Source organism: Chryseobacterium phosphatilyticum (assembly GCF_002899825.2).
Taxonomy (GTDB): domain Bacteria; phylum Bacteroidota; class Bacteroidia; order Flavobacteriales; family Weeksellaceae; genus Chryseobacterium; species Chryseobacterium phosphatilyticum.
Window position 1 is genome coordinate 506,115 of record NZ_PPED02000001.1, and the last position, 14,809, is coordinate 520,923.

Annotated in this window: 14 protein-coding genes; 11 read left to right on the top strand and 3 right to left on the bottom strand. The window is 38.0% G+C overall.

What is annotated here, in order from left to right:
- The first annotated feature begins 3 nt into the window (after positions 1 to 3).
- The 7 genes from epsC to C1631_RS02315 all read left to right on the top strand — a co-directional run bounded on the left by epsC (position 4) and on the right by C1631_RS02315 (position 10,673).
- Positions 4 to 834 (top strand): serine O-acetyltransferase EpsC, encoded by an 831-nt coding sequence (gene epsC, locus C1631_RS02285; RefSeq protein WP_109710160.1) that lies wholly within the window; start codon positions 4 to 6, stop codon positions 832 to 834.
- Between the two features lie 28 nt (positions 835 to 862).
- Positions 863 to 1,774, top strand: coding sequence for a cysteine synthase A (gene cysK, locus C1631_RS02290; RefSeq protein ID WP_109710162.1), 912 nt, complete (start codon positions 863 to 865; stop codon positions 1,772 to 1,774).
- A 23-nt stretch (positions 1,775 to 1,797) separates the two neighbouring features.
- Positions 1,798 to 2,643: a uroporphyrinogen-III C-methyltransferase gene (cobA, locus tag C1631_RS02295; protein ID WP_109710164.1), complete on the top strand. Its 846-nt coding sequence runs from the start codon at positions 1,798 to 1,800 to the stop codon at positions 2,641 to 2,643.
- The gene (locus tag C1631_RS02300; protein ID WP_109710166.1) at positions 2,633 to 4,345 is read left to right on the top strand and encodes a diflavin oxidoreductase; all 1,713 of its coding nucleotides are present in this window, start codon (positions 2,633 to 2,635) and stop codon (positions 4,343 to 4,345) included. Before cobA ends, C1631_RS02300 begins: the two co-directional genes overlap by 11 nt.
- Before the next feature lie 39 nt (positions 4,346 to 4,384).
- Positions 4,385 to 6,064 carry an NADPH-dependent assimilatory sulfite reductase hemoprotein subunit gene (locus C1631_RS02305; protein ID WP_109710168.1) on the top strand — a complete coding sequence of 560 codons (1,680 nt, stop codon included), beginning with the start codon at positions 4,385 to 4,387 and terminating at the stop codon, positions 6,062 to 6,064.
- A 218-nt stretch (positions 6,065 to 6,282) separates the two neighbouring features.
- Positions 6,283 to 9,159 (top strand): TonB-dependent receptor, encoded by a 2,877-nt coding sequence (locus tag C1631_RS02310; protein WP_109710170.1) that lies wholly within the window; start codon positions 6,283 to 6,285, stop codon positions 9,157 to 9,159.
- A 5-nt stretch (positions 9,160 to 9,164) separates the two neighbouring features.
- Positions 9,165 to 10,673: a TSUP family transporter gene (locus tag C1631_RS02315; protein ID WP_109710171.1), complete on the top strand. Its 1,509-nt coding sequence runs from the start codon at positions 9,165 to 9,167 to the stop codon at positions 10,671 to 10,673.
- Positions 10,674 to 10,717: 44 nt separating this feature from the next.
- Here C1631_RS02315 and C1631_RS02320 read toward each other — a convergent pair whose 3' ends face one another.
- Positions 10,718 to 11,203: a DoxX family protein gene (locus C1631_RS02320; protein WP_109710173.1), complete on the bottom strand. Its 486-nt coding sequence runs from the start codon at positions 11,201 to 11,203 to the stop codon at positions 10,718 to 10,720.
- A 137-nt stretch (positions 11,204 to 11,340) separates the two neighbouring features.
- Complete coding sequence (locus C1631_RS02325) at positions 11,341 to 11,733, bottom strand: hypothetical protein (RefSeq protein WP_123966566.1); 393 nt, start codon at positions 11,731 to 11,733, stop codon at positions 11,341 to 11,343.
- Between the two features lie 143 nt (positions 11,734 to 11,876).
- On the opposite strand from C1631_RS02325, the gene C1631_RS02330 reads away from it, so the two are divergent.
- From C1631_RS02330 to C1631_RS02345, 4 genes are all read left to right on the top strand, one after another.
- Positions 11,877 to 12,677 carry a hypothetical protein gene (locus C1631_RS02330; RefSeq protein WP_109710177.1) on the top strand — a complete coding sequence of 267 codons (801 nt, stop codon included), beginning with the start codon at positions 11,877 to 11,879 and terminating at the stop codon, positions 12,675 to 12,677.
- 17 nt (positions 12,678 to 12,694) lie between these two features.
- Positions 12,695 to 13,315 carry a hypothetical protein gene (locus C1631_RS02335; protein WP_123966568.1) on the top strand — a complete coding sequence of 207 codons (621 nt, stop codon included), beginning with the start codon at positions 12,695 to 12,697 and terminating at the stop codon, positions 13,313 to 13,315.
- Positions 13,316 to 13,364: 49 nt separating this feature from the next.
- Positions 13,365 to 13,823, top strand: a complete 459-nt coding sequence (locus C1631_RS02340) for an NUDIX hydrolase (protein ID WP_109710180.1) — start codon at positions 13,365 to 13,367, stop codon at positions 13,821 to 13,823.
- A gap of 178 nt (positions 13,824 to 14,001) precedes the next feature.
- A complete protein-coding gene (locus C1631_RS02345; RefSeq protein WP_109710183.1) occupies positions 14,002 to 14,229 on the top strand; it encodes a hypothetical protein in 228 nt (75 codons plus the stop codon).
- An 84-nt stretch (positions 14,230 to 14,313) separates the two neighbouring features.
- On the opposite strand, the gene C1631_RS02350 is transcribed toward C1631_RS02345, so the two are convergent.
- Positions 14,314 to 14,808 carry a hypothetical protein gene (locus tag C1631_RS02350; RefSeq protein ID WP_109710185.1) on the bottom strand — a complete coding sequence of 165 codons (495 nt, stop codon included), beginning with the start codon at positions 14,806 to 14,808 and terminating at the stop codon, positions 14,314 to 14,316.
- Position 14,809: the final 1 nt, after the last annotated feature.

Below are 14,809 nucleotides of genomic sequence, written 5' to 3' on the forward strand. Positions count from 1 at the left end.
ACAATGGCTATTTCCAATCATTTAATTGAAAGAATTCATCACAGCAAACAAAATAATATTCATGGATTCTTTGACAAGATAAAAACCAAGAAATGGGTAAAGGATTTGTACGAAACACTTTTCCTTCCTCAAAAAGATCATAGTGAAGATCAATTGAAAAAGAATTTTGAAACACTTCAGAATACCCTTTTTGAACTGACTCATGTAGTAACGGGAAATCAAAAGCTGGCAGAGAATCATACCCAAAAGTTCTTCGCCTCTTTACCGGAACTTTATGATCTTCTGGTTCTGGATGCACAGTCTATTCTGGAATTTGACCCGGCTGCAGACTCGCTGGAAGAAGTATACCTTGCATATCCCGGCTTTTTTGCCACCTATGTATTCCGTATTTCTCATCAGCTATGGAAGCAGGAAGTAAAAATATTACCTAGGGTTATTTCCGAGTATGCACACAGCAAAACCGGAATTGATATCCATCCCGGAGCTGAAATCGGAAAATCTTTTTTCATTGATCACGGAACCGGAATCGTCATCGGAGAGACAACTATTATCGGGAATCATGTGAAAATCTATCAGGGAGTTACTCTCGGTGCATTGAATGTTTCCAAAGAAAAAGCCCATCAGAAAAGGCATCCTACTATTGAAGACGATGTGATCATCTATTCAGGGGCCACAATTCTGGGAGGAAATACAACCATAGGCAGAGAAAGCATTATCGGAGGAAATGTCTGGATTACACAGGATGTACCCGCCAATTCTCTGGTGTATCATAAAAGTGAGATAAAAATAAAGGACAACACTTCATTACCGGAGTCATTAACCTTTGTTATTTAAAAAAACAAAAAAGTAAAATTATATTGATATGAAATTTCAGAACACACTTGAAGCGATAGGAAATACACCCGTCGTAAAAATCAATAAACTATTCAATTCAGATCATGAAATCTGGATTAAACTTGAAAAATCCAATCCCGGAGGAAGCATTAAAGACAGGATTGCTCTGGCCATGATTGAAGATGCCGAAGCAAAAGGATTATTAAATAAAGACAGCACCATTATAGAACCTACCAGCGGAAACACAGGAATAGGTCTGGCATTGGTAGCTGCTGTTAAAGGATACAAACTTATTCTGGTAATGCCGGAAAGCATGAGTATTGAACGTCGTAAAATTATGGAAGCTTACGGAGCAGAATTCGTACTGACTCCAAGAGAAAAAGGAATGAAAGGAGCCATCGAGAAAGCCAATGAACTCGCTGAAGAAACTCCGAACTCATGGATTCCGAGACAGTTTGATAACCCTGCAAACGTAAAAGTTCATACCGAAACCACAGCACAGGAAATTATCAATGATTTCCCGGAGGGCCTTGATTATATCATCACTGGAGTAGGAACGGGAGGACATATTACAGGAATTGCCAAAACAGTGAAGGAAAAATTCCCGAACGTTAAAGTATTTGCCGTAGAGCCGGAATTATCTCCTGTATTAAGTGGAGGAAGTCCTGCACCACACCCTTTGCAAGGGCTGGGAGCCGGTTTTGTGCCTTCTATCCTGGATATTACTCTTTTAGACGGAGTGATCACAGTAGGCAAAGACGAAGCTTACGAATATGCTCTTAATGCGGCTAAAAATGAAGGTCTTTTTGTAGGAGTTTCTACAGGAGCCGCTCTGGCTGCCATTGCGAAACATTTACCCGAAATACCATCTAACGCTAAAATTCTCACCATCAACTATGATACCGGAGAAAGGTATCTGTCAGTAGAAGGACTCTTCTAAATCCTTAACTAACACCTACTTCAATGAAAACAAATATAAAATCACCAAAGGTTTACCTTATCGGTGCAGGGCCCGGCAACCCTGAACTGATCACTGTAAAAGCCGTAAAAGCCATTACCATAGCAGACGTTATTTTATGCGACCGTCTGGTAAGTCCTGAAATCCTGGAAAGCTATGTCAGCCCCAATACTGAAATTATTTATGTAGGTAAAGAATGTAGTAAAAATGCATCCACCCCTCAATCTCATATCAATACTTTGATGGTGGAGTATGCCCTTCAGAATAAAACCATCGTAAGACTTAAAGGAGGAGATGTTTCCATATTTTCTAATATTCTGGATGAATTACAGGCTTTGAAAAGCAATCACATTCCTTACGAAATTATTCCCGGAATTACTGCCGCGCTCGGAGCCGCAGCTTTTGCAGGAATGCCTTTGACGGCTAGAGGATATTCAACCTCAGTTCGTTTCCTGACCTATTATACATCCGAAATTGTAAGTGAGGAATACTGGAAAGAACTGGCTGCTACGAATGATACACTGGTATTTTATATGTCAAAGGGAACACTTAGCGGTCTCGTAGAAAGACTGAAAACCCTTGGAATCTCTGCCGATAAAAAAATTGCAGTCATTGAACAGGCCACAACACCTTTCCAAAAGGTATACACCTCTTCATTTGATGAGTTTAATGAAAAATACGGAACCCAAAACTTTGCTTCCCCTTCATTAGTGGTCATAGGTAAAATTGTTAACCTTCATGAAGAATTTTCGTGGCTTGAAAACGCACAGCAGGAAGGTCTTTATTTCAAATCTGTAGAAAACGGAAGTCTAATCCCTAATCATCAAAATTTCTTTGAATATGCTGTCTGAAACTAAATTAAACGTCCTTAAACAAATATCCGGTGATTTTTCCAGAGATGAAGCCATATGGGCAAGCGGATACCTTGCCGGATTGGCCGGAGGAAGTCTTTCTGTTGCTGTACTGCCACCACTTCAAACAGAAATTACTGCTTCAAATGCCGTAAAAAAAATAACACTGGCGTATGGTACAGAAACCGGAAACAGTAAAAAACTGGCGACAAGTTTAGCCACTATTATAAAGAAGAAAGGAGTGCAGGTAAAACTGGCAGACCTTTCACAATATAAACCTAAAGACCTTGCCAAAGAAGAATTCTTTTTTGTGGTAATCAGTACACAGGGAGAAGGAGAACCGCCGGCATTAGCCAAAAAATTCTATGATTATATTCATGAAAATGAAATCAATCTTACCCATCTTAAATTTGGAATATTAGCGTTAGGAGACAGCAGTTATCCTCAGTTTTGTAAAACAGGAGAAGAGGTTGACTATCGTTTTGAAATCCTGGGTGCCCAACGTATCATTCCATTAAAAAAATGTGACATCGACTATGAGCAGGAAGCCAGCCATTGGATCGAGCATGTATTTGAAACGGTTAATAAAACGTCTGAGACTTCATCCAAAAATATTTCCGCTCCAAAAGTTTCGGCAGGACGAAAAAAATACCACGGAAAAGTATCATCAATTATCAATCTCAATGATATTACTTCCGACAAAGAAACTTATCACATAGAAATAGAAACAGAGGATGTGCTTGCTTACCAACCGGGGGCAGCATTGGGCATTTTGCCTTATAATTCAAAGCAAATAGTTGAAGAAATCATTGCTCTGACAGGTGTCAATTCTCAAAAACGAATTGAAACTCCGAAAATAACTGACACTGTAGAACAGCTTTTACAAAGACATCTTAACATCAGTTATTTGTTGAAATCCGTTGTTGTCCAATATGCTAAAATCACAGGACATACCATTCCAGAAGTACGTTTGAGTCTGCTGGATCTCCTGAGAATTTATCCGGTAAAAAATGCAGAAGAATTTGAAGATGTTCTTCAGATCCTGACAGGACAAGCTCCTCGTTTGTATTCGATATCATCTTCATTGGAAGCCCATGGTGATACAGAAATTCACATCACTGTAGCCAAATCGGAGTTCTTTATTGATCACCAAAAACATAACGGGCTTTGCAGCGGTTTCCTTAGTGAATTCTGCGAAGGACAGGAAGTTGAATTTTATATCCAGGACGCAGGGCACTTCAAACTACCTGAGCACGATAAAGATATGATTATGATCGGCCCGGGAACAGGAATTGCTCCGTTCAGATCTTTCCTGTGGGAACGTGATGCTACAGGTGCAGAAGGAAGAAACTGGTTGTTTTTCGGGGACAGAAATTTTGTTTCAGATTTCCTTTACCAGGCTGAACTTCAGGATTTTCTTAAAACAGGTGGTCTTACGCATTTAGACCTTGCATTTTCCAGAGATACAGCAGAGAAAGTCTATGTTCAGCATAAACTGGAGCAAAAAGCCCAGGAAGTCTTTTACTGGCTTGAAGGAGGTGCCTCTGTGTATGTATGCGGAGCCAAAGAGCCTATGAGCCGTGATGTAGAAGAGACATTGTTGAATATCATTCAAAACGAAGGAAAAAAGACCAAAGAGCAAGCTCTTCATTATCTTGATGAAATGGAACTGAGCGGCAGATACGCCAAAGATGTGTATTAAAACTCTCTGAAGTATTAGCAAAAATTAAAGGAAAAAAATATGAGCAACGATAATAAAGATAATCTTTCACCGGTAGAAAGAATTAAAACCGGAAGCAACGGACTAAGAGGAACTTTAAAGGAAAGTCTTTCAGATGACTTTACAGGAGCCATCAGAGAAGATGACCAGACTCTGATTAAGTTTCACGGCATGTATCAGCAGGACGACAGAGACAGAAGGGAAGAACGTGTAGCCAAAAAACTGGAATGGTTATATTCTTACATGATCCGCCTGAGGCTGCCCGGAGGTTTTTTAACTTCTGAACAATGGGTAGGACTGAATGAAACAGCGAAAGACCATTCTACCGGCACCATAAAAATAACAACCCGACAAACGATCCAGCTGCATGGTATTTTAAAATCTCATTTAAAACCAACCATCCAAAGCTTTAATCTTCAACATCTTGATTCTATTGCCGCTTGTGGTGATGTGAACAGAAATGTAACCTGTACAGCCAATCCGTCAGAATCACCACTGCAACAAGAGGCCTATGAACTGGCAGGTAAAATAAGCGAAATGTGTCTTCCAAAAACCCAGTCGTATTATGATATCTGGATTGATGATGAGCTTATTGTAGACCGGAAAGCCGAAGAAGATCCGTTGTATCAGGACCGATATCTTCCCAGAAAATTAAAAATAGGAATTGCCGTTCCTCCCAACAATGATGTAGATGTTTTCATCAATGATATTGCCCTGATTGCTATTATTGAAAATGGAAAGATTGCAGGATATAATATTGCTGCCGGTGGCGGATTAGGCGCTACCCACGGAAATGAAGCTACCTATGCCCGCCTTGCCTCTGTATTGGGATTTGTGGATACGGAAGAAAAAGTATTAAAAGCAGTCTACGAAATTATTACCGTACAAAGAGATTTCGGAAACAGAAGTGATCGAAAACTATCCAGATTAAAATACACGATAGATAAACTGGGAATTGACCAGTACAGAGCCGAAGTTGAGAAAAGAACCGGCTTCAGTTTTGAGCCGGCCAGAGATTTCAGGTTTGAACAGAGAAAAGACCGGTACGGCTGGATACAGAATCACGAAGGCAAATGGTTCTATACCTTATTCGTGGAGCATGGAAGAGTACTTGATACAAAAGAATATCCTTTAAAATCAGGTTTATTAAAAATTGCTCAAACCGGAAAGGTCAATTTCAGATTTACCTGTAATCAGAATCTTATTCTGGCAGACATCCATGAAGAGGATAAAGCTGAAATCGAAAACATTTTACAGGAACATGGCATTTCAGGGAATACGGATGGTGCAAGTGCACTTCGTAAAAATTCTGTAGCCTGTGTCGCTTTAAATACCTGTTCTTTAGCATTAGCTGAGGCCCAGCGTTATCTACCGTCTCTGGTTACTAAAATAGAACCTATCCTTGAAAAATATGGTCTTCTGGAAGAAGATATTACCATTCGTATGACCGGTTGCCCCAACGGTTGCGGAAGATCTCCCAACGCTGAAATCGGATTTGTGGGTACCGCTTACGGAAAATACAATCTTCACATCGGTGGAGACCGCCTGGGCATGCGTTTGAATACAAAATTTAAAGAAAACATAGGGGAAGAAGAAATTCTTATGACACTGGACGATCTTTTCGGAATCTACATACAGAAAAGACTTTCGGAAGAAACATTCGGTGATTTTTCATACCGTTATTTGCAAACCTTAAACTGATTATATGGCTGATTTTCTTGATAGTCTGAAAAAAAATATAAAAACTCAATCTCTTCTTTCAGGTGAGCGAATGTGTATGTGTTGTTGCTTCTCAAAATAACAATATATACAAAGCTGTCATAACTCTTTAAACTAGTTAAGTGTTTAAAAAATTTATGCCTAAAAAAATGTTTTAAAGATTAGACCGCTTCATCCTCAACCTAAAAAATGAAGAAAAAATGAAAAACAAAAAACAAGGAAATTTTCTGCCCAAAGCGGGTATTATCGCCATTAGTTTTCTCTCTTTCAACGCAACAAAAGCCCAGCAACAGCTTATTGAATTAAGCGGAAGTATAAAAAATACAGGAACCCGCAAAGGTCTTGATTCTGTAAAAATACAGATTGAAAATACGGAAGATATTGCGGTAACCGATCAGCTCGGTCATTTTAAAATACGAACCAGAGTTACCATTCCTTTCCGTTTGGTGATTAACAAAGAGGGATTTTCAGGACAGACGGTTGAAGTTCTTTCTCCTTCCAATAAAATTACGGTTGGTTTAAACCCGCAGAACACCATTATTGATGCGGTGGTTATTTCAGCATCCAGAGTTCCTGAAAAAATATTAAGATCACCCATCGCTATTGAAAAGATTGACATCAAAACGATCAGAGAAAGTCCGGCATCTTCTTTTTATGAAACATTGGAAAATGTAAAAGGGCTGCAGCTGCTAACCTCAAGTCTGACGCTGAAAATTCCCAATTCAAGGGGATTCAATTCACCTAATAATTTCCGGTTTATGCAGCTGGTAGATGGAGTAGATGTACAATCGGCTACATTGGGGGTACCCTTGGGAAATGCCATTGGACCTACAGAACTCGACATCCAGTCTATGGAAGTCACTCCCGGTGCTGCTTCTGCATTGTATGGAATGAATGCCATCAACGGACTGGCCAGCCTTCAGACAAAAGATCCGTTTACTTCTCAGGGATTAAGCGTGTACTTCAGAGGTGGAGTAAACCATGTCGACAACGTCAATCACAAAATCAGTTCTTTGGGAGAAAGTGCCCTTAGATTTGCTAAAGTTTTCAATAAAAATTGGGCAGTTAAGGTAAATGCTTCTTACTTCACAGGTACAGACTGGATTTCAAACAATCAAACAGATCAGAATCCGGGTTCATTGGTCACTGCAAATCCAAACTTTGCACTGCTCAACAATCCGGCAGAAGATCTTTGGAACAAATATGGCGATGAAAGGAACAACAGAGTTGCTGTAAAAGTAGATTACAACGGAAAGCCAACCACTTTCAATGTGTCCAGGACAGGATATCTTGAAAAAGATCTGGTGAGCCCTGAAGTTAAAAATATCAAGTTTGATGCCGGACTGTATTACCGCTTTGGAGATCAGTGGAGAGCATCTTATGTGTATCGTTACGGTCTGCTGGACGGAACTTTTCAGAGAGGGAATAAAATCCGCTTACAGAATGCCACCGTTCAGAATCATAAAGTGGAACTGACAGGGAAAGAACTTACTTTCAGAGCCTATGTATCCATAGAAAATACCGGAGATTCCTATAATCTTAAACCCCTTGCCGACAACCTGGATCTCACCAATCTTTCCAATAACAACTGGAAAAATATATTTCAGACTTCTTTACAAAATAGCATGAATGCAGGTGTAAATTTAAATGATGCCTTCATTCTTGCCCGCAGAGAAGCCGATAAAAACCGTGCAGTACCGGGAACAGCAGCTTTTGATCAGTTAAAAAATACCATTATCGGAATCAATAACTGGGATTCTGCCAATGCAGGAATTGCAGGAGCTCCGGCAACAGGCGGCGCTAAACTGGAGCAAAAATCAAGGTTTTACCAGGGAGAACTTACATATGATTTCAGCAGGTTTGTAAAAATATTTAACCTTCTTGCAGGAATCGATTATCGTTTATACAGCATCACTCCGGACGGAAATAATTTTGTCGATTTCAACAGACCGGTCAATGAAAGAAATATTCCTTTGGCCAATGGCAGTTTTGGGAAAGATGTGATTTACCAGAAATATGGAGTTTTTGCACAGATTACAAAAGTTTTTTTTGACGATAAATTAAAAATAAATGCTGCTGTAAGGATTGACAGGAATCCCGAGTTTGAAGCCAAATTAAATCCCAGAATAAGCATTGTCTATTCTCCGGTCAATCAGCATAATTTCAGGGCTTCCTTTCAGAATGGCTATCGTTTCCCTTCCTTATTTGAGGCTCTTTCATTTGTGAATAACGGCAATGTAAGAAGAGTAGGAGGCTTATCAAAAGTCAATGAAGGATTGGGGTACCTTGAAAATTCGTATACCCTTGCTTCTATTGATCGGTTTACCTCTGCTGTGAATACCGATGTTGATGGAGGAAAGAGCCAGACACAGGCAGCACAGGACAATAAACAGCTTTTGGTGGTAGCCAGTCTTCAAAAATTACAACCTGAAAAAATCAATTCATTTGAAATAGGGTACAAATCGGTATTCTTCAATAATAAACTGGTCCTGGATTGGGATTTCTACTACAATATTTACGAAGGATTTCTCGGACAGGTGGAAGTGGCCGTTCCTAAAAACAGTGCGGTGGGGAGCAACACAGCCGTTCTTGCTATGCTGGACAGAAGTAAACAGGACCGCTACAGGGTTTATACCAATAGTAACAGTACTTATAAAAGCTACGGAACTTCATTGGGAATCCGTTATAATGTAACGGGAAATTATAATATCAACACCAACGTTTCCTATAATGATCTGGCATCTAATACCAACTCTGATCTTTTTATTACCGCTTTCAATACTCCTAAGTGGATGGTTAATGTGAGTGTAGGAAACAGGGAAATTGTCAAAAACATCGGGTTTACCCTTGTTGCAAGATGGCAGAGCCGTTTTATGTGGGAAAGTCCTTTAGCTTCAGGAGAAATTCCGGCTTATTATACCATCGATGCTCAGGCTACGTGGAAGATTCCTCAAATCAATGCGAATATAAAAATTGGTGCAACCAATTTACTGAACCGTCGCTATTTTCAATATGCAGCCGGACCTGAAATCGGAGGTCTGTATTATCTCGCTTTCACGTATGACTTAAAACTGTAATCAAGATGAGTAATTCATTATATCCCATATTCTTAAAACTTGAAACGTTGTCACTGCTTATTATTGGTGGTGGCAAGGTTTCTCTCGAAAAACTGGAATCAGTACTCGGAAACTCGCCGGAAACACCTATAAAGCTGGTTGCTAAACAAATTATTCCTGAGGTCAGAAGTTTACAAAATCAGTATCCTAATATTATTCTGCATGAAAGGCCTTACGAGGACCATGATTTTAATGATGCTGATCTTGCCATTATAGCCGTTAATGATCTTGCACTTGCTGGTCAAATCCGCGATCATGCCCATCAGAAGGATGTTCTGGTTAATATTGCAGACAAACCTGAACTCTGTGATTTTTATCTGGGTTCCATTGTAAAAAAGGGAAACCTTAAAATCGCTATTTCAACCAACGGAAAGTCTCCCACCATTGCCAAACGGTTAAGAGAAACCTTTACAGAAATTATTCCTGATGAAATGGATGATGTACTGGATAATATGCAGAATATCCGCAACCAGCTAAAAGGAGATTTCAATGATAAAGTAAAAGAACTCAATAAAATCACCACTGAATACCTTTCTGAAGGGAAAAAAAATGATATGGAGATTGAAAAACTGATCAGCATTACCAAAATAGCTCAGAGAAGAGCCAATATTTACCTTGCCATTACCGGAGTTTTACTTTTATTCGGGATATTGGGGCTTGTCGTATATCAGTTTGATCTTTCCGGTGATATTCAGGCTTTTTTAAATAAAGATGGTCATATTTTTTACTGGATGTTGTTTGCCGGTTTTATGGCAGAAATTGTAGCAGGATCTATGGGAATGGGCTATGGCGTCATCTGTACAACGATTCTTTTATTGTTGAACGTTCCGCCACCAGTAGTCAGTGCCAGCATCCATTCTGCAGAATCATTTACAACTGCTGCGGGAAGTTTCAGTCATTATAAACTGGGAAATGTCAATAAAAAAATGGTTTTGGTTTTATTCCCGTTAGCAATTGTAGGATCCATTATCGGGGCATTGACTCTTTCTCATTATGGAGAACATTATGCCCATATTGTAAAACCAATTATTGCCTGTTATACCTTGTATCTGGGAGTGAATATTCTTAGAAATGCTTTTAAAACAAAAAAGATTGGTCAGGAAAAACCCAAACGCAGAACCAATTTAAGAATATTGGGATTGGTTGGAGGTTTTATAGATTCTTTTGCCGGCGGTGGCTGGGGACCATTGGTTACCGGAACTTTAATCAAAGAGGGCAGAATTCCCCGTTATGTGGTTGGAAGTTCTACTGTGGCTAAGTTTTTACTTACCATAACTAGTGCCATCACCTTTATTTTCACAATTGGGATTCACCATTGGAATATCGTTTTAGGTTTATTACTGGGAGGTGTTTTTACAGCGCCATTCTCTGCAATGCTGACTTCAAAACTGCCAACTAAAAAGATGTTTGTTGTTGTAGGATTTGTAGTCATTGCCATGAGTCTGATCACGATTATTAAATCTTTATTTCGCTAAAAAAGCTCTCTTCCGAGAGCTTTTACTATTTATTTACATCAGTGTCAGGAATTTTTCTTTCTCAAAGAATCAATTCCAAATCCGGTGCATCCCTGAAACAGAAATAGTGTTAAAAACATCAGATATAATGTCTGAGGCAGATAAAGAAAATAACTAAGCCATGTAAACGGATCCACTTCATAAATCCCGGTTTCCGCTTTAACCGGAATAAGTTCCTTGGGAATTGAATTCAGATCATGGGTGAATAACGCTACCAGGATAATGCATATTAAAAACACAGAACTTATTCTTGTCCAGAAGCCCATCATTAAGAACAGACCGAATACACATTCACAAAAAGCTGTGAAATTGGCAGTAAATTGTGGGAAAGGAAAGCCGATATTCGCAATGGTGTTCAACATATATCCCTGGAAAATGGGGTGAAAGAGTTTATTAAATCCTGCAATAAAGAAGAACAGGCCAATTAAAACTCTGCATAGTATATAAATCTTAGGGGTGTTTTTTTCGAAGTTTGATCGTATTTTTTTCATTGTTAAATTCTTTTTTGATTACATCGTTTTGGTCGCATGACAAAATACCATGAGACTCAGTACTTCATGTAATTCTGAATGATATAATTGTTGTATTGCCGGGAAAAATTATGCTGTAAGATCCTTATAATTGTACCTTACAAACCGTGTTCAATTTTAGGAGGAATCCAGATAGAATTAAAAAATGAAGAATAGGGTGGATCATCATACAAAAAGAATCTACTGCTGACTTCTTTACCGATAAATTTTTCAAACCCAAAAGACGGAATGGAAACGGTAAAAAAGGATGAAGAATTTGAACAATAATTGCTATTACACTTTATCGGAGTTTTATTGTTTTCTTCAAGATAAATCTTGTTGCATTCATGCTTAGAATCTGTCTGAAAAAGATGAAAAGCATTTGAAATTGTTGCAGACAATCTGCTGTAATCTGCCTTATAAAGAGACAAATGGAAAAGCATTAAAAACAGGCCTGCTATTTTTATACAATGCAATAAATCAACGTGTTTATATATGATTTTTCTTTCCACTGAAACAAATATAGTAAAATATTTATAGCTGATTTCCCCGTTATAACTGGTTTACATGAATAAAATAGCTGAAACTGACTATTGAAATTCCCCTTTCTATTCAATAGCTTTGTACATTCTATATCAAAAAAAAGGAACAAATTATGAAAAAGAAATTATTTTTGATGGCGTTATCTTTCTCCGGCTATATTGTATCGGCGCAGGATGCTGATAATTCTTTACAAGGCTATTATAAAGCAAGTAATGATCAGACACTGTATAGCAGTTTTAATTTTGATGGAAACGGAAAGGTTTTAATATCCGATATGGATTATGGAGATTATTTTACCAGAAATGACAGTCTGATCGTTTATCCTGACAAAAGTATTTTCATTTTTAAAATCAAAAAAGGAAAGCTAACCGGAATTTCAAATTGGGTGGAAAAAGGGGTCTGGAGTCCTAAAAAAGATAGCTCGGAAATGAATAACAGACGTGATCCGGCAGCTGCCAAAAAGAAAGCTCAGCTTTTAGCGGAATACTATGATAAAACAAAAAGTTCTTCCGAATCAGGCTTTGATTTTGAAGCATTATTATCCGGAAAAACATCGGGAGTGAATGCAGACCTTTGTAATAAAGGACTGGCAAAAGCCTGTATGAATCTTTTCGGGCTGAAAATGATGCAATATACTCCAGGACTACTAACGGATCCGACAAAAATTCCTTCAAAAAAGATAAAGCCACATCCGGAATTAATTTCGCTCTCAAAGAAAATTATTGATCTCGGAGAACCGGAAGGGTATACTGTTTTAGGAAGCTATTACTATACATTAGGATTGAAGGAAAAAGCCTTTAAAACCTGGGAAGACGGAGAAAAAAACGGAAGTCTGAAGTCCGCCAGTACGAAGGCTTTAATAGAGTTTCAGGAAGGAATAGAGACAGAAATTGAACAACGGAAGGAGCATTAAATAAATCTATAAACAGTATGCATTTAAATAAAATATACTTTTCATTATTGTCTTTTACGCTAGTTACAGGTTGTAAATCTGAAAAAAAGACGAGTTCAGAAAATATACATCAAGATACCATTACGACCAATACCAGCACAGGTATTGCAAAAGATGCTGACAGCCAGAAGCAAATCACAAAACTTCCCGTAATTGATACTATTACAGTATTGCATGCCTTTAAAAATGCTACAATAACAAAACAATTTGGTGAGGATGTGAATTACAACATAAAGGATGAACTTTCAGGATCTATTTTTGACTCAGAACGTCCCATTCTTATTGGAGACCTTAACGGAGATCAACTCGATGATGCTATTATGCCCTTTACCATTGAAGGACGTGATGGTGGAAATAACTGGGATGCACATTATGCTATTTTTATCAATAAGAATGGGAAGCTCAATTATCAGTATTCTTTCAACAGAGGAGCTGATCTTGCTGAGACACAGACCTTTTTTAAAAGTATAGAAAATGGAGTGGTAAAAGGAGTTGTAGAACCGGGATTTCATTATGCTGATGGGGAAAGTACTCCGGTCAGTTTTAGGTATAAAAATAACAGACTTTCGGAAGTTCCAGCAACGTCAAAAACAAAATAAAGAACTCTGGAAATCTTATTGATAATCGCAAAATTCAAGCATTACACCTATGAAAACCAGTGCAGGTATTCTATTATTTAAAAAAGAAAATAACGAATTTCATTACTTTCTGGTACATCCGGGAGGTCCGTTCTGGAAAAATAAAGACTTTGGTGCATGGTCTATTCCAAAAGGAGAAATACTACCTGATGAAGATCCGTTATCAAGAGCTTTAATAGAGTTTGAAGAGGAAACAGGTTCAACAATAACAGGAGAATTCATTGAACTCACTGCCATCAAACAAAAAGGAGGTAAGACGGTATATGCATGGGCTGTAGAAGGAAATATTGACACGTCTACGCTGTACAGCAATACCTTTCCAATGGAATGGCCTCCAAAATCCGGAAAAACCATTGATGTGCCAGAGGTTGACCAATGGGAATGGTTTACCGCGGAAGAAGCTCTGAAAAAGATTAATTCAGCACAGGCTGCATTAATAATCGAAACAGAATCGCTAATAAATAATTGAACAATACCATTTTTATTGACTATCTGATTATAAGTCTGTTTAAAATTTTATTAAAATAAAGGGGGGTATAAAGCTCTTTAAGTTATATAAAAAATATATTGCCATTAATTTAACATAATATTTTTATATTTGATTATTAGTAAATTAATATGTATTTAACTTAAAAAATTGACCAACCATGAAAAAATTAAACAGAAAAAAATTAAAAAACATTACGGGAGAACTTGGAATAGAATTGAATCTTCCCCTTCCGGTAGGAGTTTGCTTAGGGAACCTTATTTCCCTTTGTCCGCCTCATTCGCATTGTCGTGCAGATGAAAGATGCTATCCGGATGTTGCCGGCCCTTGTATCAACGGAATGTGTCCTGCAGGCTATTCCTGCCACAACGGAGAATGTGTCAGATAAAAAATATAGAAAACAAACCTCTTTATTGGTCCTGATAAAGAGGTTTATTTTTATAACGATATCTCTGAATCTGAGATAATAAATTTATTTTATTTTAATTCCGATCACCTTTAAAGCATGAACAGTTAAGAAGATATCATCAAAAACAGTCAATGACTCTACATCATTAAATCCTGACGGAAGCAAATCATTTTTATTAAAAGACAATTCGATGGAAGTATCATAATCGGCTACGATTCTCACTTTAGAATATCCGTTATAATCCACTCTGAAACCTTCAAACATACAATGAGATTCTGCGCTCTGATATTGAACATACTCCTCAAATCCAGCAATATCTGTTCTTTTTCCGTCATTATGCTCAAGTGACTTCCATGAAGTATAGTTTTTAGGCTCCTTCAAAACATTTCCCTGAGGATCTACAGGAACAAACATTCCCAAGGTAAGTGGTGTTTTTAGAAAATTCGCATAATTATTCATCAAATGTAAAATTTGAAGATCGGCATATCCTTCATTTGAATAATATTCAATGACGAAGGTGGTCATCGGAATCAGCTTATGAGAAGCGTCAGTCGGCATA

Excerpts from the sequence above, each read along its gene's own strand:
- epsC (WP_109710160.1), top strand. The coding sequence starts at position 4 with ATGGCTATTTCCAATCATTTAATTGAAAGAATTCATCACAGCAAACAA.
- cysK (WP_109710162.1), top strand. The coding sequence starts at position 863 with ATGAAATTTCAGAACACACTTGAAGCGATAGGAAATACACCCGTCGTA.
- cobA (WP_109710164.1), top strand. The coding sequence starts at position 1,798 with ATGAAAACAAATATAAAATCACCAAAGGTTTACCTTATCGGTGCAGGG.
- C1631_RS02300 (WP_109710166.1), top strand. The coding sequence starts at position 2,633 with ATGCTGTCTGAAACTAAATTAAACGTCCTTAAACAAATATCCGGTGAT.
- C1631_RS02305 (WP_109710168.1), top strand. The coding sequence starts at position 4,385 with ATGAGCAACGATAATAAAGATAATCTTTCACCGGTAGAAAGAATTAAA.
- C1631_RS02310 (WP_109710170.1), top strand. The coding sequence starts at position 6,283 with ATGAAAAACAAAAAACAAGGAAATTTTCTGCCCAAAGCGGGTATTATC.
- C1631_RS02315 (WP_109710171.1), top strand. The coding sequence starts at position 9,165 with ATGAGTAATTCATTATATCCCATATTCTTAAAACTTGAAACGTTGTCA.
- C1631_RS02320 (WP_109710173.1), bottom strand. The coding sequence starts at position 11,203 with ATGAAAAAAATACGATCAAACTTCGAAAAAAACACCCCTAAGATTTAT.
- C1631_RS02330 (WP_109710177.1), top strand. The coding sequence starts at position 11,877 with ATGAAAAAGAAATTATTTTTGATGGCGTTATCTTTCTCCGGCTATATT.
- C1631_RS02335 (WP_123966568.1), top strand. The coding sequence starts at position 12,695 with ATGCATTTAAATAAAATATACTTTTCATTATTGTCTTTTACGCTAGTT.
- C1631_RS02340 (WP_109710180.1), top strand. The coding sequence starts at position 13,365 with ATGAAAACCAGTGCAGGTATTCTATTATTTAAAAAAGAAAATAACGAA.
- C1631_RS02345 (WP_109710183.1), top strand. The coding sequence starts at position 14,002 with ATGAAAAAATTAAACAGAAAAAAATTAAAAAACATTACGGGAGAACTT.
- C1631_RS02350 (WP_109710185.1), bottom strand. The coding sequence starts at position 14,808 with ATGCCGACTGACGCTTCTCATAAGCTGATTCCGATGACCACCTTCGTC.